A 19,358-nucleotide genomic window follows, 5' to 3' on the forward strand; every position below is an offset into this window, starting at 1 on the left:
GGCGGACCGCCTCGTCCCTCATGCCCTGAGTGATCTGTTTTGCCATGGGTCTACCTCGATGCTTGAAATTGATCCTATCGAGTGTCCAGGTTGATTAGACCACCGCAACCCGTCCATGGGGGCTTGGCCGCGGCATCCATGCCGCGGACACTCCCGCAACCGGACCCACCCCGCCTTCGACAGAATCCTGCGATCTGCAGTAGATCCACGCCATGCGTGGTTGCGTTTCGATTTCAATTCGAAATATTCGATTTCGATGAGATTCATCCACGCATGGCGTGGATCTACCCGATTGCGGAAATCTGTCAGAGGTGGGGCGGTGTGGGCTTGCAGGACCGTTGGCGCCATGGATGGCGCCATCGAGCCCCCAGGGATGGGTTTACGGCGTGTCCTGCAAGCCCACACCGCCCCGCCAACCCACGGAATGCTCGCTGTTGCTGTTGCTGTTGCTTCGGCCTCTGCAGGTGCAGGGCGCAGCCCTGCCGAACCACCTTCACTCCGCGACGTGCTCGACCTGCCGTGGCTCCGGCTTGGTGTCCGGCAGCTGCCAGAAGATCATCGTCGAGGTCAGGGTGATCGCGCCCACGCACAGGAACGTCGCATGCAGTGCCGCAGTGGCGCTGTTGCTGTCCAGGTGATTGCCGAACGCGGCCAGCAGGCTGCCGGCCGCCGCGGCACCGAAACCGGCGGCGAGCATCATCACCATCGACAGCAGGCTGTTGCCGGAACTGGCGAATTCGCGGTCAAGATCGCGCAGGGTCACAGTGTTCATCACAGTGAACTGCAGTGAATTGACCGCGCCGAAGAACGCCAGCTGCAACAGGCGCCAGGCGAGGTGCTGGCCCGGTGTCATCAGGATGAAGCTGGCCATCGCCAGGCCCACCAGCACGGTGTTGACCATCAGCACGCGGCGGTAGCCGTAGCGTTCGACCAGCTTCACCGCCAGTTTCTTCGACACCATGCCGGCCGCCGCCACCGGCACCATCATCAGGCCGGCGTTCATTGGCCCCAGGCCCAGGCCGACCTGCAGCAGCAGCGGGATCAGCATCGGCATGGCGCTGCTGCCGATGCGCGAGAACAGGTTGCCGAGGATGCCGATGCGGTAGCTGGGCACACGGAACAGGGCCAGCGAGAACAAGGGCGCGGTGGAGTTGGCGGCGTGCAGCCAGTAGCCCACCAGCGCCGCCAGGCCGGCCACGGTCATCAGCATCACCAGCGCATGTGGCGTACCGAGCCCGGAGATGCCGTCCAGCGCCAGCGACAGCACCACCATCGCGAAGGCAAGCATGATGTAGCCACGCAGGTCGAAACGGGTGCGATGGCTGGCGTAGTGGTCGGGCATGATCTTCATCGCGGCGATGAAACCGATCACGCCGATCGGCAGGTTGATCAGGAACACCCAGTGCCATGAGGCGATCTCGACCAGCCAGCCGCCCAGCGTGGGACCGATCAGCGGGCCGACCAGTGCCGGGATGGCGATGAAGCTCATCGCGCGCAGGAAATCTTCGCGCGGCACCGAACGCATCACCGCCAGCCGACCGACCGGCAGCAGCATTGCACCGCCGATGCCCTGCAGCACGCGCGCACCGACCAGCTGGTGCAGGTGCTGGGCCAGTGCGCAGGCCAGCGAGCCGAGGGTGAACAGGATGATCGCCACCAGGAAGGTGCGGCGGGTGCCGTAGCGGTCAGCGATCCAGCCGGAGGCGGGGATGAAGGTAGCCACCGCCAGCGCGTAGCTGAACACCACCGACTGCATCTGCAGCGGGCTTTCGCCCAGGCTGGCCGCCATCGCCGGCAAGGCCGTGTTGACGATGGTCGAGTCCAGCATCTGCATGAAGATCGCCAACGAAACCAGCCACAGCAGGGGGCGCTGGCGGTTGTAGGTCGATGGCGATGTGGACATGGGGTGTGGCCGGTGCAACGTGGGGGAGGCCATGATCGCGCACTGCGGGTCACGGCGCGATCAACATCGCGCCGCAACCGCATGCGCAGTGTTCAGCGCTGGCTGTGCGCGTGCACCGCGTCGACCAGCACCTGCACATGCGTCGGGTCCATGTCCGGCGACATGCCGTGGCCGAGGTTGAACACATGGCCCTCGCGCGAGCCGCCGTTGCCGGCGGCATAGGTGTCGAGCACGCGTGCTGCGGCCGCGGCGATCGCATCCGGCGAGGCGTACAGGGTGGTCGGGTCGAGGTTGCCCTGCAGGGCGACGCGGCCACCGGTGCGGCGCATCGCCTCATCCAGGTCCAGCGTCCAGTCCAGGCCCAGTGCATCGGCGCCGGTCTGCGACAGCGCTTCCAGGTGCAGACCGGTGCCCTTGCCGAACAGGATCAGCGGCGTGCGCTCGCTGCCTTCGCCACGCTCCAGACCCTCGGCAATGCGCTGCAGGTAGCGCAGCGAGAACTCGCGGTACATCGACGGCGAGAGCACGCCGCCCCAGGTGTCGAACACCTGCAGCGCCTGCGCACCGGCCGCGCGCTGCGCGCCGAGGTAGGCAATCACCGCGTTGGTGGTGACCTCCAGCAGGCGGTGCAGGGCCTGCGGGTGGTTCAGCGCCATCGCCTTGATGCGCGCAAAGTCCTTGCTGCCGCCGCCTTCCACCATGTAGCAGGCCAGTGTCCACGGGCTGCCGGAGAAGCCGATCAGCGGCACCTGGCCGTCCAGCTCGCGGCGGATCAGGCGCACCGCGTCCATCACATAGCCCAGGTCCTGTTCCATGTCCGGCACCGCCAGTTTGGCGATGGCCGCTTCATCACGTACCGGGTGACGGAACTTCGGGCCTTCGCCTTCGACGAAGTACAGCTCCAGGCCCATCGCATCGGGAATGGTGAGGATGTCCGAGAACAGGATGGCTGCGTCCAGCGGGAAGCGGCGCAGCGGCTGCAGGGTGACTTCGCAGGCGATCTCCGGATTCTTGGCCATGGCCAGGAAGCTGCCGGCCTTGGCCCGGGTCGCGCGGTATTCCGGCAGGTAGCGGCCGGCCTGGCGCATCAGCCAGACGGGGGTGCAGTCCACCGGTTCGCGGCGCAGGGCGCGCAGCAGGCGATCATTGCGGAGAGGGCTGGTCACGATGGGCATTCCTTGGACGAAAGTTGGCAGCGGCGTCAGTCGCCGTGCGAAAGGATCTGGAAGCCGCGATGCAGTTCGGCATCGCGGGCCTTCTCAAAAGCGTGGCGGGCTTCGTCGGCCTGCAGGAACAGCTCGCGCCGCAGCTGCGAGCGGCTGCCGACGCGGCCGCTCTCGCGCAGCAGTTCCCAGCCGCCGAAGAGGTCCGGCTGCAGGCTCAGGCGCAGGAAGCGCGGTGCCTGCGCACCGGCGTCGGGATGTTGCAGGTAGACGTGCATGGCGTCGATTGTAGCGGGGCCAGGGTGACCCCGGCCGCAACGCGGTAGTGCCGGCCGTTGGCCGGCAACGTCATGAGCGGAGAAGCCGGCCAGCGGCCGGCACTACCGGACCACGGATACGGTCAGCCCGCGCCCAGCACCTTCAGCACCGCCGCCTCATCCACGTCCGGCACCACTTCGGCGCGTCCCATGCCGCGCCACAGCACCAGGCGCAGGCGGCCGGCCACGTTCTTCTTGTCCAGACGCATGCGGCCGAGCAGGGCCTGCGGGTCCAAGCCTGCCGGGATTGCTACCGGCAGGCCGAGGCGTTCCAGCAGCGTCTGCAGGCGAGCACGGTCGGCATCATCAGCCAGGCCCAGGTCGGTGGACAGCTTCGCGGCCAGTACCATGCCCACCGCGACCGCTTCGCCGTGGTTCAGCGCATCGCGGCCGGGGGCCGAATAGCCCTGTTCGGTCTCGATGGCATGGCCGAAGGTATGGCCGAGGTTGAGCAGGGCGCGCTCGCCCTTCTCGAACGGATCGCGCTCGACAATGGCGGCCTTGTGCCGGCAGCTGCGCGCGATGGCTTCGGAAAGCACGTTGTCTTCGCCGGCCAGCAGCGCATCGGCATGCTGTTGCAGCCACTCGAAGAACACGGCATCGCCCAGCGCGCCGTACTTCACCACTTCGGCCAGGCCAGCACGCAGCTCGCGCGGCGGCAGGGTGGCCAGCACGCGGGTATCGGCGATGACCGCACGCGGCGGGTGGAACGCGCCGACCAGGTTCTTGCCGGCCGGAATGTCGACCGCGGTCTTGCCACCCACCGACGAATCGACCATCGCCAACAGGGTGGTCGGCAGCTGCACGCAGTCCACGCCGCGCATCCAGCAGGCGGCGGCAAATCCGGCGAGGTCACCGACCACGCCGCCGCCAAGGGCGAACACACAGGCGTCGCGGGTGGCGCCCAGCGCGGCCAGTGCTTCGATCGCACGGCCGAATTCGGCCAGGGTCTTGGAGGCTTCGCCCGCGGCCAGCACATGCTCGCCGACGATCAGGTCGGGGCGTGCGGCCAACAGCGTCTGCTTCACGGCGTCCAGATAGCGTGGGGCCACTTCGCTGTCGCTGAGCAGAAGCACGTGGCGGCCGCGAACATGCGAGGCCAGCGCGGCGCCGTCGGCCTGCGCACCGGCGCCGATGGTGATGGAGTAAGGGCGGTCGCCGCCAACGGCGACCTGCAGCAGGGCGGGGGAGGTCATGCGGTCAGGTCCTGGCGCTGCCATTGCGTGGCCAGCTTGACCACCAGGTGGGCGGTCGCGTCGGCAGCGGTGTATGGGTCGGTATCGAGGGTGAGGTCGGCCAGCCCGCGGTACAGCGGGTCGCGGTGTGCAGCCAGATCGTGCAGCACCTGCTCGCGGTCCGGGCGCTGCAGCAGTGGCCTGCCTTTGTCGCGGGCCAGGCGTTCCAGCTGCGCAGCCACGCTGACCCGCAGGTAGACCACGAAGCCGCGCCGGGCGATCAGTGCACGGTTGTCCGGATCCAGCACCGCGCCGCCGCCGGTGGAGACCAGCTGGCCGCGGCCTTCCAGCACGCGCGCAAGCGCCTCGCGTTCATGGGTCCGGAAGCCGGCTTCGCCGGAGTGCTCGAAGATGGTCGGGATGCTGGCGCCGGCGGCATCGACGATGGCCTGGTCGACATCGACGAAGTCCAGCGTGAAGCGCTCGGCCAGGCGGCGGCCGATGCAGGTTTTGCCGGCGCCCATCGGGCCGATCAGGATCAGGTTCGGAGCAGGATTCATGCCCTCTGATGCTAACACCTCCGTGCCCCGGCCTTTACGTTCTTCACGTCAGGGTAGGAGTTCCTGCGGGGTCTCCCGCGCCAGCCGGAGTAAAGGCCATGACGGTCGCCAAGGTCATCGAAATCACCGCCTCCTCGCCGAAGAGCGTGGAAGACGCGGTGCGCAGCGGGCTGAAGAAGGTCTCCGAGACGGTCAAGGGCATCCAGGGCGCCTGGGTGAACGAGACCAAGGTGGTCACCAATGGCAGCGGCGAGATCACCGAGTGGCGGGTCAACCTGCGGGTGACCTTCCTGGTGGAGTAGGCGTGCTCAGCGCACGTCCTGCACCTGGCGCTGGCCGTCCAGTACCACCACGTGGTCGGCGAGGGCGGGCAGGGCGCGCAGTGCCTGCCGACTGACCCGCTCGTAGTACTGCACGAAGCGCTCCAGCTGTGGCCGGCTCATGCCGTGCCGGCCCGGCTGCGCGGCCTGCAGGTTCTGCTCCTGCTGCCAGCGCCAGCGTGGTACCACCGAGAAATCCGGCGGCTGCAGGAACCACAGGCGGTTGCAGCGCTGCCACAGCGCCGGGTAGTCACGGGCCAGCGACTGGTTGCACCAGCGCCGCCAGCGGCCATCGGCGTCGGCCTCGCGCTCCAGCGCGTTCAACGGGCTGTCCAGCGCGTCGTCATCCTGTGCGGGCGTGCCCAGGAACCAGCCTTCGAAGACCAGCAGGTCCAGCGGTTGCTGCAGCTGCGGCCATTGCGCTTCGGGCAGGCGTTCATCGGCCAGCTTGTCGAAGCGTGGCATCGCGAAGGGCTGGCGTGCGGCCACGGCGTCCAGCACCGCGTGGGCCAGCGGCAGGTCATGGGTGCCCGGCGGGCCGCGCGTGATCAGCAGCGGGTGCACCTGGCGGGCCAGCCGCTGGCGCTGTGCGCGAGTCAGGTAGACATCATCGATCGACAGCGTGGCCGCGTTCAGGCCGCGCGACTGGGCGCGCGCCACCACCTGCGCGGCCAGCGTCGATTTGCCGCTCCCCTGCAGGCCGCTGATCGCCAATACTGGAACCGCTGCACCGCTGCCCAGTGCATCGTCCAGCACCTGTTCGGCCAATGTTTCGGGGAATCCTTTCACCTGGGGCATATACGCAGCAGCGGCCATGCAGCCACAATAGCCCAATCCGTGTGAGAAGAACGCAATCATGAGCGACCTGTACGCCGAAGCCCTGTCCACGTTTGCCGGCCTGTTCGACGAGGCCAAACAGAGTCGCGAGGTCGAGCCGAACGCGATGACCGTGGCCACTGCCGATGCGCACGGCCGTCCCTCGGCACGTACCGTGCTGCTGAAGGCGTTCGACGAGCGTGGTTTCGTGTTCTACACCCACCTGGACAGCCACAAGGGCCAGGAGCTGCAGGCCAACCCACAGGCCGCGCTGCTGTTCCTGTGGCGCAGCCTGCGCGAGGCCGGTATCCAGGTGCGCATTGAAGGCCGTGTCGAGCAGGTTGCCGACGCCGAAGCCGACGCCTATTTCGCCAGCCGCCCGCGCATGAGCCAGATCGGCGCGTGGGCCTCGCAGCAGTCGAAGACGCTGGCAACGCGCGAAGAGTTCGACGCGCGCGTTGCCGAGGTCGAAGCCCGCTTCGAAGGCAAGGACGTGCCGCGCCCGGAGGGCTGGAGCGGCCTGCGCGTGGTGCCTGACCGCATCGAGTTCTGGTACGGCGCGCAGTTCCGCCTGCACGAACGCTGGTGCTATGAAGCCGGTGCCGAAGGGCGCTGGAGCAAGCGCCTGCTGTACCCGTAAGGCAATCCGATGCAACGCCTGCCGCTGTACCGCGTGGTGGTGTTCGTGCCGTCGGCAGCACTGGATGCGGTGAAGCAGGGCATCCTGGCGGTGGACGCGCTGGCGGCCGGCGACTACGAACACGGCATGTGGTGGTCGGCGCCCGGGTTCGAGCAGTTCCGCCCGCGCGTGGGTGCGTCGCCCGCACAGGGTGAGGCGGGTCGCACCGAAGTGGTCGCCAGCGTGCGCCTGGAGTTCTGCCTGCCGCGTGATCCGCAGCGGCTGCAGCACATCTTCGAGTGGGGCATCGTGCCGCATCACCCGTGGCAGGTGCCGGTGGTGCAGGTGGAGGAAATCGAGCTGCTGACCAGGTAGATTCACGCCATGCGTGGATGGAACGCGTTGATGAAATGACGGATTCGCCGGCATCGCAGAGTCGAGCTTGATCGACTGTTGTTGCTGCCTGTGGCGCGCCGAGAACAGGGTAAGTTGAGTGGAGCCTTGGTGCCCGGCCAAGCCGCATCAGACGATCTTGATCCTTGGCCACTCTACATTTTGAATGTCGACGAACTTGATTCCCAACGCGCGATTTTCCAGGGCGGAGCGGAATATTTCCGAACAGATCAAGGCTCCGCTGGTGCTTTCCATGCCTCTGAATGTGTACAGGTCTTTGTCGAATCCGCTTTTCACCTGGAGTGATCTCATGCGGCGTACGCGTCCATTTCTGTAGATGAGCTGGCTTGATTCATCTGCGGCCTCTTCGACATCGATGGCCCTGAAAATTACCGCGCTGTAGTCTCCTTTCAATGTTTCTCCTCTTGGCAGGAAGATTTCGGTCTCTTGGTGATCAACCATTTCCACGTGCAGTTCGCGGCACGTGTTGAGAATCCGGTTGCTGACGATGAAGACCTCCGACGATATTCTTTATATCTCAGAAATGCGATGTTGGTGATCAACACTAAGGATCATTCTGTCGTTGAAAACCGGATTGGGGTCATAACGCTTTCGCGCGTACCACGGGTACACGTGGTATCCGTGCGAATGGGCATCGGGGTATGCCTTATCCACCAGGACGGCCGCCAAGTCGCCTGGGAATACGCCGGCGGGAAGATCCTGTGCTATTGCGTAGTGAGTCATTTATGGGCTTTCTTCACTTGGTGGAGTTCAGATTCCTCGTTGCCTGCGCCAAGGGGAGTCTGTGCTGACGCGTGTTCTCACTTCGTCGATGCGGTATTCGCCTTCCTCCAGCACCATTCGGTATTGCTTGTGTGGAGCAATGTACCTGGCATTCAATGTCTCGACGTAGACTGGGCGGCGGTAGCGTGATGGGAGTACCTGCACGATCTGCTGCTCGAACTCGGGAGGGCGCCCAGTAGCAAGTATGTGCAGGCGAGGCTGGCCAAGCTTCGCTCGCGAGCTGGCGCTCAACGCTTGCTCAAACAGCAGGCAAAGAGTTTGGTGCGCGGTATCGAGGATGGCTTGTCGTTGAATCGTGTCATGCCTATACGCATGGCTTCGCTTCAACTGGTCGAGTGACGTCTCCCACTCCAAGAACGTCGCGAGGTGACGTTTTAGGTCAGTTACGGCAGGGTGTTCCGATGTTGAATCGGGTGAGGAGATCGGCAAGTGATTGCTCTATCTTTTTGCGTTGAAGGAGAGCATTTCACTGGCCGTGCAATCATTGAAGGGTCAAAGGCGACAAGTCGGAGCGATGATGGTGCCCATCTCAGGCTGCAGATTGAGAGCTGAGAATACGCTGTCGTGATCGGGCCGATCTGCTTCATCTCCGGGCAGGCCCGCAACCGGCACACTACGACGGATGACCTCGATTTCCGGAGTTGCCATGCCCACCTGGCGTTGCCTGTTTGCGGTGCCGCCGCCGCGTCACGGCGTGGAAGCACTCATGCTGCTGCTCGCGCGCATCGTGGCCGGGGTGATGTTCTGCGTGTCCGGCTGGAACAAGGTGTTCACCGATGCGGGCCGCGAGCGCATGGTGCATACGCTGGTCGATGCGGGGATCCCGTTCCCGGTGTTCAGTGCGCCGGTGCTCGGCGGCATTGAATGGATCGCCGGTGGTCTGCTGGTGCTGGGCCTGCTCAGTCGCCCCTCGGCGTTGCTGCTGGCAGGTATCTGCGCGGTGGCTGCACTGACTGATGGCATCGCTCGCATTCCTGCCGGGCTGAGCGTGCCGGATTGGCTGAGCTGGTTCTTCTACCTGACCGAAGTTCCGTTGGGAGTGCTGCTGTTGTGGATTGTCGCGGTAGGGAGTGGACGGTTCGCGATAGAGGCGCGCTGGGCGCGCTGACGACACGCACCCTGTAGAGCCGAGCCCATGCTCGGCTGCTTCTGCGGGAACATCAGCCGAGCATGGGCTCGGCTCTACAGGCCCTCCGCGCGCAGCCAGCGCCATAGCGTGGTCCGTGATACGCCCAGCGCCTGCGCCATCCCCTCGCGGTCATTGCGGTGTTCCTGCAACAGCGTTTCCAACTGCGCACGCAGCGGGCGCCTGCCGTTGCTTTCCACCGGTAGCGCAGCGGCGCCTTCATTCACCAGTTCGGGTGCCAGCTGCAGCAGTCGCGCAGCATCAATCAGCCCTTCACCGGGCTGCCAGTGGATGCGCAGGCGATCCACCAGATTGCGCAGTTCGCGCACGTTGCCGGGCCACTCGGCGGCGGTCAGTGCCGCCAGTGCATCCTCATCCAGTGGCGCGTCGATACCACGCAACTGGCGGAAGAAGTGCTGGGCCAGCAGCGGGATGTCACCGCGCCGGGCACGCAGCGAGGGCAGGGCGATGCGCAGCGCGGCCAGGCGGTAATACAGGTCGCGCCGGAAGTTGCCGGCTGCCGCGCGCTGTTCCAGCGATTGCAGGGTCGCGGCCACCACGCGCAGGTCCACCGGGGTCGGTTCGGTGGCGCCCACACGCAGTACCTCGCGTTCTTCCAGCACCCGCAGCAGGCGGGTCTGCAGCGGCAGCGGCAGTTCGCCGATCTCATCCAGGAACAGCGTGCCGCCGTCTGCGGCCTCGACCAGGCCGACACGGCCGCCACGACGTGCGCCGGTGAAGGCGCCATCGCTGTAGCCGAACAGCTCCGCCTCCAGCAGCGATTCGCTGATGGCGCCGCAGTTCAGCGCGACGAAGCGTCCGCGACGGCCGCTGGCGGCGTGCAGCTGGCGTGCCACCAGTTCCTTGCCGGTGCCGGTTTCACCACTGACCAGCACGGTGCTGTCGTGCGGCGCATAGAGCGCGATCTGTGCGCGCACATGCGCCATTGCATCGCTGTCGCCGAGCAGTTCATGCGTGTCGGCACGCGTTGCCGGGCGCCGGCGCGGGGCGGATCGGTTGCTGCTGGAGCGGGCCAGGGTCTGGGTCAGTTCCAGCGCATGTTCGAATGCCTGCCGCACCGAGTCGGCCGAGTACAGCAGCACGCCGGGTAGTCCGGCCTGTTCGGCGTGGTCGATGGCCATGCCGGTGCCGACGATCACTTCGATGCCGTTGGCGCGCAGGTCGGCGATGCAGTCGCGCGCATCCTCGCGGGTGACGAAACGGCGATGCTCGATATCCAGGCCGAAACTCTGCTGGAAGTTGCTGAACACCGGCACGTCGCTGGCGTGGGTGACCAGGCCGATGCGGCTGGCGATGCGGCGGGCACGGGCCAGCGCTTCCATCAGGTCGAAGCCGTTGGCCTGGATCGGCACCAGCGGCAGCTCAAGCCGGCCGCGCAGCCAGGCCGCGTTGGAGCCGCCGGCGATGACCACGTCGCAGTGCTCGCGGCGCAGGCGCTGGCCGATCACATCCACCGCTTCCTCGAAGCCGAGGTTGATCTGCTCGATACGCGCGCGGCGGTCGAACTCCGGAATGACGTCGCCGAGCAGGCCGGTCAGCCGCGAGACGCTGACGGTCCAGATCACCGGGCGACCGGGGTCGGCGTCGGCATGGCGCAGGGGCGAGCGGGGCAGGTACATGGCGGCGGGAGGCGGGTGGGGTGTTTCATGATACATCCGTTTCAATGTTTCATATGTTTCACTGTTGCATGAGCGTCATTCCCGTGAAATCAACGGCTTGCAGCTTGGCATGGTGCTTGCGCTCTCTTTCCCGTACTTCAACCTGGATTGCCGCATGACCGCTTCCGCCCCTTTCTCCGCCGGTGCCCGCTTCCGTGAGGCGCTGGCTGCCGAATCGCCGCTGCAGGTGATCGGCGCGATCAACGCCAACCATGCACTGCTGGCCAAGCGCGCCGGCTTCCGCGCCATCTACCTGTCCGGCGGCGGTGTTGCCGCGGGCTCGCTGGGCCTGCCGGACCTGGGTATCAACACCCTGGAAGACGTTCTGGTGGACGTGCGCCGCATCACCGATGTCTGCGACCTGCCGCTGATGGTCGACATCGATACCGGCTTCGGCCCGAGTGCGTTCAACATCGCGCGCACCGTGAAGTCGCTGATCAAGGCCGGCGCGGCCGCCTGCCACATTGAAGACCAGGTCGGCGCCAAGCGCTGCGGTCACCGTCCGGGCAAGGAAATCGTCTCGCAGGGTGAAATGGTCGACCGCGTGAAGGCTGCCGCCGATGCCAAGACCGATCCGGACTTCTTCCTGATCGCGCGTACCGACGCCATCCAGGTGGACGGCGTGGACAAGGCCATCGAGCGCGCCATCGCCTGCGTCGAGGCCGGTGCCGATGGCATCTTCGCCGAGGCCGCCTACGATCTGGACACCTACCGCCGCTTCGTCGACGCGGTGAAGGTGCCGGTGCTGGCCAACATCACCGAATTCGGTGCCACCCCGCTGTTCAGCCGCGATGAACTGGCTTCGGCCGGCGTTGCCATCCAGCTGTTCCCGCTGTCGGCCTTCCGTGCGGCCAACAAGGCTGCCGAGAACGTCTACCAGGCGGTGCGCCGCGACGGTCATCAGCGCAATGTGGTGGAGACCATGCAGACCCGCGAAGAACTCTACGACCGCATCGGCTACCACGCCTTCGAGCAGCAGCTCGATGCACTGTTCGCCGCCAAGAAATAAGCAGTACCCTGCACCATCAAGTTTTCGGAGGGAAACATGAACGATACGACCGCAACCCCGACCTTCAAGCCGAAGAAGTCCGTCGCCCTGTCCGGCACCGCTGCCGGCAACACCGCGCTGTGCAGCGTGGGCCGTAGTGGCAACGACCTGCACTACCGTGGCTACGACATCCTGGACCTGGCCAACACCAGCGAGTTCGAGGAAATCGCCTACCTGCTGGTGCACGGCAAGCTGCCGACCCGCGCCGAGCTGGTTTCGTACAAGGCCAAGCTGAAGTCGCTGCGCGGCATTCCGGCTGCGGTGAAGGCGGCGCTGGAAGAACTGCCGCCGTCGGCGCACCCGATGGACGTGATGCGTACCGGCGTGTCCGTGCTCGGCTGCGTGGCGCCGGAGAAGGATGACCACAACCATCCGGGCGCGCGTGACATCGCCGACAAGCTGATGGCCTGCCTCGGTTCGATGCTGCTGTACTGGTACCACTGGAGCCACAACGGCCGCGCCATCGACGTGGAAACCGACGATGACTCGATCGGTGGCCACTTCCTGCACCTGCTGCACGGCGAGAAGCCGCAGGAATCGTGGGTGAAGGCGATGCACACCTCGCTGATCCTGTACGCGGAACACGAGTTCAACGCCTCGACCTTCACCTGCCGCGTCATCGCCGGTACCGGCAGCGACATGTACAGCGCGATCTGCGGTGGCATCGGTGCCCTGCGCGGTCCGAAGCACGGCGGTGCCAACGAAGTGGCATTCGAAGTGCAGAAGCGTTACGACACTCCCGATGAGGCCGAGGAAGACATCAAGGCCCGCGTCGAGCGCAAGGAAGTGGTGATCGGTTTCGGCCACCCGGTCTACACCGTCTCCGATCCGCGCAACAAGGTGATCAAGGACGTGGCCCGCGAGCTGTCCGAAGAACAGTCGAGCATGAAGATGTACGACATTGCCGAGCGCCTGGAGTCGGTGATGTGGGACATCAAGAAGATGTTCCCGAACCTGGACTGGTTCAGCGCCGTCAGCTACCACATGATGGGCGTGCCGACCGCAATGTTCACTCCCCTGTTCGTGATCGCCCGCACCGCCGGCTGGAGCGCGCACATCGTCGAGCAGCGCATCGACGGCAAGATCATCCGCCCGAGCGCCAACTACATCGGTCCGGAAGACCGCGACTTCGTCGCCATCGACAAGCGCGTCTGATCCACCTGCTGTACCCATCCGGCCGGCCGCGTGCCGGCCGGATGCTTTCGCCGCCGCACCGCCGGCACCCGGCCCGCCCCAAGCACTCCGCCAGCCCATGAATACCGATTACCGCAAGAACCTCCCCGGCAGCGCGCTGGATTATTTCGACGCGCGTGCCGCTGTCGATGCGATCCAACCCGGCGCCTACGCCACCCTGCCGTACACCTCGCGCGTGCTGGCCGAGAATCTGGTGCGCCGCTGCGATCCAGCCACGCTCAGCGATTCGCTGAAGCAGCTGATCGAGCGCCGTCGCGACCTCGATTTCCCGTGGTTCCCGGCGCGCGTTGTGTGCCACGACATCCTCGGCCAGACCGCGCTGGTGGATCTGGCGGGGTTGCGTGATGCGATCGCCGACAAGGGCGGTGACCCGGCCAAGGTGAATCCGGTGGTGCCGGTGCAGCTGATCGTCGATCACTCGCTGGCAGTGGAATGTGGTGGTTTCGATCCGCAGGCGTTCGAGAAGAACCGCGCGATCGAAGATCGTCGCAATGAAGACCGTTTCCACTTCATCGACTGGACCAAGCTGGCCTTCGAGAACGTGGACGTGATTCCGCCAGGCAACGGCATCATGCACCAGATCAATCTGGAGAAGATGTCGCCGGTGGTCTACGTGCAGGACGGCGTGGCCTTCCCGGATACCTGCGTGGGCACCGACAGCCACACCCCGCACGTGGATGCATTGGGCGTGATCGCGATTGGCGTTGGCGGCCTGGAAGCGGAGAACGTGATGCTGGGCCGCGCGTCGTGGATGCGCCTGCCCGACACCGTAGGTGTCGAACTGAGTGGCCGCCCGCAGCCGGGCATCACCGCCACCGACGTGGTGCTGGCCCTGACCGAGTTCCTGCGCAAGGAGCGCGTGGTCGGTGCCTGGCTTGAATTCTTCGGCGAGGGTGCCGCGGCGCTGACCATCGGTGACCGCGCCACCATCTCCAACATGTGCCCCGAATACGGTGCCACCGCCGCGATGTTCTACATCGACGCACAGACCACCGAGTACCTGCGCCTGACCGGCCGCGAGGAATCGCAGGTGGCGCTGGTGGAGAACTACGCACGCACCACCGGCCTGTGGGCCGATGACCTGGCCACCGCGCAGTACGAGCGCGTGCTGCGCTTCGACCTGTCCAGCGTGGTGCGCAACATGGCCGGCCCGTCCAACCCGCACAAGCGCGTGGCCACCGCCGAGCTGGCCGAGCGCGGCATTGCCGATGAAGCCAAGCTGGAAGCGGGCAAGGCCGAGCAGGCGCAGGGCCTGATGCCCGATGGCGCGGTGATCATCGCCGCCATCACCAGCTGCACTAATACCTCCAACCCGCGCAACGTGATTGCCGCCGCACTGCTGGCGCGCAACGCCAACGCGCGTGGCCTGCAGCGCAAGCCGTGGGTGAAGTCGTCGCTGGCGCCGGGCTCGAAGGCCGTGCAGTTGTACCTGGAAGAATCCGGCCTGCTGCCGGACCTGGAGCAGCTCGGCTTCGGCATCGTCGCCTTCGCCTGCACCACCTGCAACGGCATGAGCGGTGCGCTGGACCCGAAGATCCAGCAGGAAATCATCGACCGTGACCTGTACGCCACGGCTGTGCTGTCGGGCAACCGCAACTTCGATGGCCGCATTCATCCATACGCCAAGCAGGCCTTCCTGGCCTCGCCGCCACTGGTGATCGCCTACGCCATCGCCGGCACCGTCCGCTTCGATATCGAGAAGGACGTGCTGGGCGTGGATGCCGATGGAAATGAGGTACGCCTGAAGGACATCTGGCCGAGCGACGCCGAGATCGACGCGGTGGTGAAGGCCTCGGTGAAGCCCGAGCAGTTCCGCAAGGTCTACAACCCGATGTTCAATGTGCGCGTGGAGCATGGCGCCGCGGTCAGCCCGCTGTACGACTGGCGCCCGCAGAGCACCTACATCCGCCGCCCGCCGTACTGGGAGGGTGCACTGGCTGGTGAGCGTACGCTGGCAGGGATGCGCGCGCTGGCGGTGCTGCCGGACAACATCACTACCGACCACCTGTCGCCGTCCAACGCGATCATGGCCTCCAGCGCCGCCGGCGAATACCTGGCGAAGATGGGACTGCCCGAAGAGGACTTCAATTCCTACGCGACCCATCGCGGTGACCACCTGACCGCGCAGCGCGCCACCTTCGCCAATCCGAAGCTGTTCAACGAGATGGTGCGCAACGACGACGGCAGCGTGAAGCAGGGTTCGCTGGCGCGCGTGGAGCCGGAAGGCAAGGTGATGCGCATGTGGGAAGCGATCGAGACCTACATGGACCGCAAGCAGCCGCTGATCATCATCGCCGGTGCCGACTACGGCCAGGGCAGCTCGCGTGACTGGGCCGCCAAGGGCGTGCGTCTGGCTGGCGTGGAGGCGATCGTGGCCGAGGGCTTCGAACGCATCCACCGCACCAACCTGATCGGCATGGGCGTGCTGCCACTGGAGTTCAAGCCGGGCACCACCCGCCTGACCCTGGGCATTGACGGCACGGAGACCTTTGACGTGATCGGCGAGCGTACCCCGCGTGCCGAACTGACCCTGGTCATCCACCGCCGCGACGGCCAGGACGTGATCGTGCCGGTCACCTGCCGCCTGGACAGCGACGAGGAAGTAGCGATCTACGAAGCCGGCGGCGTGCTGCAGCGCTTCGCCCAGGACTTCCTGGAAGGCGCCAAGGTGGCGTGATAGCCGGCTGAATGCCTGCCCCCGGAGGCCGGGGGCGGGCTTGTCCGACACCAGAGCGGGGCGCACACTGACTTGGCAAAAACTGCCAAAGGAGAGTTTCATGGCCACCATGAACATTTCGCTGACCGACCCACTCAAGCAGTTCGTGGACGAAGAAGTGCGCGAAGGCGGCTACTCCAGTACGTCGGACTATGTGCGTGACCTGATCCGCCAGCGACAGCGCAGCAAGGCCGAAGAACTGCTCAAGCAGCTGATTGCCGAGGGGCTGGCTTCTGGTCCTTCGGCACCTCTGGCGCCGGATCACTTTGACAAGCTCCGTGAGCGTGCACGGAACCGCAAGTGAAACCTTCGCACTGGTCCCCTGCAGCGGTTCGAGATCTTGACCAGGCAGCAGCTTGGTATGCAGATCAGGGCGGAGAAGTGCTGGAAATCGGCTTCATCGATGCGGTGGAATCCGTCGTCAAGCTGATCGAGGCCCACCCGGGTGCTGGTTCCGCACTGCATGCGGATCTGTTGCCCTCACTGCCAGCGCCATTGCGTTTTCATCCGGTTCGTCGCTTCGACGGCTACCTGGTCTACTACGTGGAGCTACCTGCGCACGTTTCCATCGTGCGCATCTGGAACGCTTCGCGGGGCATGGAAGCACTGTTCGAAGACGAGGAGCTCAACCCCGATATTGGTTCGTCGCATCCAGGATACTGATCCATGACCTTCCTCCCGCAACTCCGTATTCCCGCTACTTACATGCGCGGTGGCACCAGCAAGGGCGTGTTCTTCCGCCTGCAGGATCTTCCCGAGGCCGCGCAGGTGCCGGGCGCCGCACGCGATGCGCTGCTGATGCGCGTGATCGGCTCGCCCGATCCGTACGGCAAGCAGACCGACGGCATGGGCGGTGCAACGTCCAGCACCAGCAAGTGCGTGATCATCTCCACCGCCTCCGTGCCGGACCACGATGTGGATTATCTGTACGGCCAGGTCTCGATCGACACCGCCTTCGTCGACTGGAGCGGCAACTGCGGCAACCTCAGCACCGCGGTGGGTCCGTTCGCGATTGCCAACGGGCTGATCGATCCGGCCCGCGTGCCGCGCGATGGCCTGTGCACCGTGCGCATCTGGCAGGCCAATATCGGCAAGACCATCATCGCCCACGTGCCGATGCGCGGTGGCGAAGTACAGGAAATCGGCGATTTCGAGCTGGACGGCGTGACCTTCCCGGCGGCCGAGATCCAGCTGGAATTCATCGATCCGTCCGATGACGGCGATGCGGGCGCGATGTTCCCGACCGGCAACCTGGTCGACACCCTGGACGTGCCGGACGTGGGCAGCTTCGAGGTGACCATGATCACCGCCGGCATTCCGACCATCTTCCTCAATGCCTCGGACCTGGGCTACAGCGGTACCGAACTGCAGCCGGCGATCAACGAAGACAAGGGAGCGTTGGAGCGCTTCGAGAAGATCCGCGCCTACGGCGCCTTGCGCATGGGTCTGATCAAGAGTCTGGAAGATGCGGCGACCCGCCAGCACACGCCGAAGGTGGCCTTCGTGGCACCGGCACAGGACTACGTGTCGTCCAGTGGCAAGGCGATCCCGGCCTCGGCGATCGACCTGCATGCGCGTGCGCTGTCGATGGGCAAGCTGCACCACGCGATGATGGGTACCGCTGCGGTGGCGATCGGCACCGCCGCGGCGATTCCGGGCACCCTGGTCAATCGGGCGGCTGGTGGTGGTGAACGCGAGGCAGTGACCTTCGGTCATCCTTCCGGCACGCTGCGCGTGGGCGCGCAGGCCGGCTTCGTTGACGGCCAGTGGACAGTGACCAAGGCCATCATGAGCCGCAGCGCCCGCGTGCTGATGGAAGGCAGGGTGCGGGTACCGGCCGAGTGATGCGTTGGTAAACGCCAACCAAGGTTGGCGACTACCAGGCCGCAGAGACCGATTGCTTTGGTAGATGCCAACCTTGGTTGGCATGGTGCACGGGCAACGGTGCACCGCAACGAGGAGATCGACGATGTCCATCAACCACACCCCATCCAACGAGCGTGCAGCGTGGGATGCGCTGCTGGTGGATATCGTCGACTACGTACGCGACGCCCGCATCGACTCACCGCTGGCGTTCCAGACCGCGCATCATTGCCTGCTTGATACGTTGGGTTGCGGCCTGGAAGCGCTGTCCTTCCCGGCCTGCAGCAAGCTGCTCGGTCCCCTGGTGCCAGGCATCAGCGTGGTCAACGGCGCGCGCGTGCCGGGTACGCACTACGTGCTGGACCCGGTGCAGGCGGCCTTCAACCTCGGCGCGATGGTGCGCTGGCTGGATTTCAACGACACCTGGCTGGCCGCCGAATGGGGCCATCCTTCCGACAATCTCGGCGGCATCCTAGCCGTCTGCGATTGGCTGGGGCGCAACGCGCAGGCCCTGCGTCGTCCGCCGCCGACCGTGCACGACGTGCTGCTGGCGATGATCAAGGCGCACGAGATCCAGGGCGTGCTGGCCCTGCAGAACTCCTTCAACCGCGTCGGGCTGGACCATGTGGTGCTGGTCAAGGTGGCTACCACCGCCGTGGTTGCGCAGCTGCTCGGGCTGGATCGCGAACGCATGCTCAATGCGCTGTCGCTGGCCTGGGTGGACGGCCAGGCCCTGCGCACCTACCGACACGCACCCAACACCGGCTCGCGCAAGAGCTGGGCGGCGGGTGATGCGACCAGCCGTGGTGTTCGTCTCGCACTGATGGCAGCCAGCGGTGAGATGGGCTACCCCAGCGTGCTCAGCGCACCGACCTGGGGTTTTGAAGCGGTGTCCATGCACGGTCAGGCACTGACGCTGGAGCGACCGCTGGGCAGCTATGTGATGGAGAACGTGCTGTTCAAGATCAGCTACCCGGCCGAGTTCCACGGCCAGACCGCGGTGGAGGCGGCGATCACGCTGCACCAGCAGCTGCGTGCGATGGGGCGCCGGGTCGAGGACATCGCGCATATCGCGATCCGGACCCAGGAAGCCTGCATCCGCATCATCGACAAGCAGGGCCCGTTGCATAACCCGGCCGACCGCGATCACTGCGTGCAGTACATGGTCGCCATCGCGCTGCTGCATGGGCGGCTGGTGGCCGAGGACTATGAGGATGACGTTGCCGCCGATCCGCGTATCGATGCGCTGCGCGCGAAGATGGCCTGCCACGAGGATCCGCAGCTCAGCGCCGATTACCTGGACCCGGACAAGCGCAGCATCGCCAACGGCCTGGGCGTGCGCTTCACCGATGGCAGCGAACTGCCGGAGGTGCTGGTGGAGTACCCGCTCGGCCACGCCCGGCGCCGTGAGGAGGGCATCCCGCTGCTGATGGACAAGTTCCGCCGGCACCTGGCCCATCGCTTCCCGACCGCCCAGCAGCAGCGCATCTGGGCCGCTTCGCTGGACCCGGTGGCGCTGGCCGCGATGCCGGTGACCGACTACGTGGACCTGTACCTGCCGGGGTAGGGCAATCGGTAGTGCCGGCCGCTGGCCGGCAATTCCATTCAACCTGCCATGCCGGTTGCCGGCCAACGGCCGGCACTACCCGCAGCTGGGGCAAT

Annotated in this window: 19 protein-coding genes; 11 read left to right on the forward strand and 8 right to left on the reverse strand. The window is 65.8% G+C overall.

Annotated features, from left to right (window positions below; genetic code table 11):
• Positions 1-493: 493 nt before the first annotated feature.
• From mdtD to AC13GF_RS17870, 5 genes are all read right to left on the reverse strand, one after another.
• The gene (gene mdtD, locus AC13GF_RS17850; RefSeq protein ID WP_010482759.1) at positions 494-1,903 is read right to left on the reverse strand and encodes a multidrug transporter subunit MdtD; all 1,410 of its coding nucleotides are present in this window, start codon (positions 1,901-1,903) and stop codon (positions 494-496) included.
• Between the two features lie 92 nt (positions 1,904-1,995).
• Positions 1,996-3,078, reverse strand: coding sequence for a uroporphyrinogen decarboxylase (gene hemE, locus AC13GF_RS17855; RefSeq protein WP_483005511.1), 1,083 nt, complete (start codon positions 3,076-3,078; stop codon positions 1,996-1,998).
• A gap of 26 nt (positions 3,079-3,104) precedes the next feature.
• A complete protein-coding gene (locus AC13GF_RS17860; RefSeq protein WP_032127800.1) occupies positions 3,105-3,344 on the reverse strand; it encodes a WGR domain-containing protein in 240 nt (79 codons plus the stop codon).
• A gap of 122 nt (positions 3,345-3,466) precedes the next feature.
• On the reverse strand, positions 3,467-4,579 hold the full coding sequence (gene aroB / locus AC13GF_RS17865) for a 3-dehydroquinate synthase (RefSeq protein WP_483005512.1): 1,113 nt from the start codon (positions 4,577-4,579) through the stop codon (positions 3,467-3,469).
• Complete coding sequence (locus tag AC13GF_RS17870; protein ID WP_483005513.1) at positions 4,576-5,118, reverse strand: shikimate kinase; 543 nt, start codon at positions 5,116-5,118, stop codon at positions 4,576-4,578. Before AC13GF_RS17870 ends, aroB begins: the two co-directional genes overlap by 4 nt.
• A 98-nt stretch (positions 5,119-5,216) precedes the next feature.
• Here AC13GF_RS17870 and AC13GF_RS17875 point away from each other — a divergent pair, with 98 nt between their 5' ends.
• Positions 5,217-5,420: a dodecin family protein gene (locus tag AC13GF_RS17875; protein WP_005410663.1), complete on the forward strand. Its 204-nt coding sequence runs from the start codon at positions 5,217-5,219 to the stop codon at positions 5,418-5,420.
• A 6-nt stretch (positions 5,421-5,426) separates the two neighbouring features.
• Here AC13GF_RS17875 and AC13GF_RS17880 read toward each other — a convergent pair whose 3' ends face one another.
• Positions 5,427-6,254: a kinase gene (locus tag AC13GF_RS17880; RefSeq protein ID WP_483005514.1), complete on the reverse strand. Its 828-nt coding sequence runs from the start codon at positions 6,252-6,254 to the stop codon at positions 5,427-5,429.
• Positions 6,255-6,294: 40 nt separating this feature from the next.
• On the opposite strand from AC13GF_RS17880, the gene pdxH reads away from it, so the two are divergent.
• Both pdxH and AC13GF_RS17890 read left to right on the forward strand, forming a co-directional pair.
• Entirely contained in the window at positions 6,295-6,894 is a 600-nt protein-coding gene (gene pdxH / locus AC13GF_RS17885) for a pyridoxamine 5'-phosphate oxidase (protein WP_483005515.1), read from the forward strand.
• A 9-nt stretch (positions 6,895-6,903) separates the two neighbouring features.
• Entirely contained in the window at positions 6,904-7,248 is a 345-nt protein-coding gene (locus tag AC13GF_RS17890) for a YqfO family protein (RefSeq protein WP_483005516.1), read from the forward strand.
• Positions 7,249-7,395: 147 nt separating this feature from the next.
• On the opposite strand, the gene AC13GF_RS17895 is transcribed toward AC13GF_RS17890, so the two are convergent.
• Positions 7,396-7,794: an imm11 family protein gene (locus AC13GF_RS17895; RefSeq protein WP_483005612.1), complete on the reverse strand. Its 399-nt coding sequence runs from the start codon at positions 7,792-7,794 to the stop codon at positions 7,396-7,398.
• Positions 7,795-8,716: 922 nt separating this feature from the next.
• Here AC13GF_RS17895 and AC13GF_RS17900 point away from each other — a divergent pair.
• Positions 8,717-9,178, forward strand: a complete 462-nt coding sequence (locus tag AC13GF_RS17900; protein WP_483005517.1) for a DoxX family protein — start codon at positions 8,717-8,719, stop codon at positions 9,176-9,178.
• 74 nt (positions 9,179-9,252) lie between these two features.
• Here the strand turns inward: AC13GF_RS17900 and prpR are convergent, their stop codons facing one another.
• Entirely contained in the window at positions 9,253-10,836 is a 1,584-nt protein-coding gene (gene prpR, locus AC13GF_RS17905) for a propionate catabolism operon regulatory protein PrpR (protein WP_483005518.1), read from the reverse strand.
• Between the two features lie 154 nt (positions 10,837-10,990).
• On the opposite strand from prpR, the gene prpB reads away from it, so the two are divergent.
• From prpB to AC13GF_RS17940, 7 genes are all read left to right on the forward strand, one after another.
• On the forward strand, positions 10,991-11,884 hold the full coding sequence (gene prpB / locus AC13GF_RS17910) for a methylisocitrate lyase (protein ID WP_005418360.1): 894 nt from the start codon (positions 10,991-10,993) through the stop codon (positions 11,882-11,884).
• Positions 11,885-11,920: 36 nt separating this feature from the next.
• The gene (gene prpC / locus AC13GF_RS17915; protein ID WP_010482770.1) at positions 11,921-13,078 is read left to right on the forward strand and encodes a bifunctional 2-methylcitrate synthase/citrate synthase; all 1,158 of its coding nucleotides are present in this window, start codon (positions 11,921-11,923) and stop codon (positions 13,076-13,078) included.
• A 97-nt stretch (positions 13,079-13,175) separates the two neighbouring features.
• Positions 13,176-15,794, forward strand: a complete 2,619-nt coding sequence (gene acnD, locus AC13GF_RS17920) for a Fe/S-dependent 2-methylisocitrate dehydratase AcnD (protein ID WP_483005519.1) — start codon at positions 13,176-13,178, stop codon at positions 15,792-15,794.
• Between the two features lie 100 nt (positions 15,795-15,894).
• A complete protein-coding gene (locus tag AC13GF_RS17925; RefSeq protein WP_005410653.1) occupies positions 15,895-16,137 on the forward strand; it encodes a type II toxin-antitoxin system ParD family antitoxin in 243 nt (80 codons plus the stop codon).
• On the forward strand, positions 16,134-16,496 hold the full coding sequence (locus tag AC13GF_RS17930; protein ID WP_483005520.1) for a type II toxin-antitoxin system RelE/ParE family toxin: 363 nt from the start codon (positions 16,134-16,136) through the stop codon (positions 16,494-16,496). The genes AC13GF_RS17925 and AC13GF_RS17930 overlap by 4 nt, the downstream gene beginning before the upstream one ends.
• A 3-nt stretch (positions 16,497-16,499) precedes the next feature.
• Positions 16,500-17,678: a 2-methylaconitate cis-trans isomerase PrpF gene (gene prpF / locus AC13GF_RS17935; protein ID WP_483005521.1), complete on the forward strand. Its 1,179-nt coding sequence runs from the start codon at positions 16,500-16,502 to the stop codon at positions 17,676-17,678.
• 124 nt (positions 17,679-17,802) lie between these two features.
• On the forward strand, positions 17,803-19,263 hold the full coding sequence (locus AC13GF_RS17940) for a bifunctional 2-methylcitrate dehydratase/aconitate hydratase (RefSeq protein ID WP_483005522.1): 1,461 nt from the start codon (positions 17,803-17,805) through the stop codon (positions 19,261-19,263).
• The last annotated feature ends 95 nt before the right edge of the window (positions 19,264-19,358 follow it).

It is taken from the genome of Stenotrophomonas sp. 22LJNL06-5-1 (assembly GCF_056861455.1).

What these genes read in the sequence shown, in the direction of transcription:
- prpC (WP_010482770.1), top strand. Translation starts at nt 11,921, where the DNA reads ATGAACGATACGACCGCAACCCCGACCTTCAAGCCGAAGAAGTCCGTC.
- AC13GF_RS17875 (WP_005410663.1), top strand. Translation starts at nt 5,217, where the DNA reads ATGACGGTCGCCAAGGTCATCGAAATCACCGCCTCCTCGCCGAAGAGC.
- AC13GF_RS17880 (WP_483005514.1), bottom strand. Translation starts at nt 6,254, where the DNA reads ATGGCCGCTGCTGCGTATATGCCCCAGGTGAAAGGATTCCCCGAAACA.
- hemE (WP_483005511.1), bottom strand. Translation starts at nt 3,078, where the DNA reads ATGCCCATCGTGACCAGCCCTCTCCGCAATGATCGCCTGCTGCGCGCC.
- AC13GF_RS17890 (WP_483005516.1), top strand. Translation starts at nt 6,904, where the DNA reads ATGCAACGCCTGCCGCTGTACCGCGTGGTGGTGTTCGTGCCGTCGGCA.
- prpF (WP_483005521.1), top strand. Translation starts at nt 16,500, where the DNA reads ATGACCTTCCTCCCGCAACTCCGTATTCCCGCTACTTACATGCGCGGT.
- AC13GF_RS17900 (WP_483005517.1), top strand. Translation starts at nt 8,717, where the DNA reads ATGCCCACCTGGCGTTGCCTGTTTGCGGTGCCGCCGCCGCGTCACGGC.
- AC13GF_RS17860 (WP_032127800.1), bottom strand. Translation starts at nt 3,344, where the DNA reads ATGCACGTCTACCTGCAACATCCCGACGCCGGTGCGCAGGCACCGCGC.
- prpR (WP_483005518.1), bottom strand. Translation starts at nt 10,836, where the DNA reads ATGTACCTGCCCCGCTCGCCCCTGCGCCATGCCGACGCCGACCCCGGT.
- prpB (WP_005418360.1), top strand. Translation starts at nt 10,991, where the DNA reads ATGACCGCTTCCGCCCCTTTCTCCGCCGGTGCCCGCTTCCGTGAGGCG.
- aroB (WP_483005512.1), bottom strand. Translation starts at nt 4,579, where the DNA reads ATGACCTCCCCCGCCCTGCTGCAGGTCGCCGTTGGCGGCGACCGCCCT.
- AC13GF_RS17925 (WP_005410653.1), top strand. Translation starts at nt 15,895, where the DNA reads ATGGCCACCATGAACATTTCGCTGACCGACCCACTCAAGCAGTTCGTG.
- AC13GF_RS17870 (WP_483005513.1), bottom strand. Translation starts at nt 5,118, where the DNA reads ATGAATCCTGCTCCGAACCTGATCCTGATCGGCCCGATGGGCGCCGGC.
- mdtD (WP_010482759.1), bottom strand. Translation starts at nt 1,903, where the DNA reads ATGTCCACATCGCCATCGACCTACAACCGCCAGCGCCCCCTGCTGTGG.
- acnD (WP_483005519.1), top strand. Translation starts at nt 13,176, where the DNA reads ATGAATACCGATTACCGCAAGAACCTCCCCGGCAGCGCGCTGGATTAT.
- AC13GF_RS17940 (WP_483005522.1), top strand. Translation starts at nt 17,803, where the DNA reads ATGTCCATCAACCACACCCCATCCAACGAGCGTGCAGCGTGGGATGCG.
- pdxH (WP_483005515.1), top strand. Translation starts at nt 6,295, where the DNA reads ATGAGCGACCTGTACGCCGAAGCCCTGTCCACGTTTGCCGGCCTGTTC.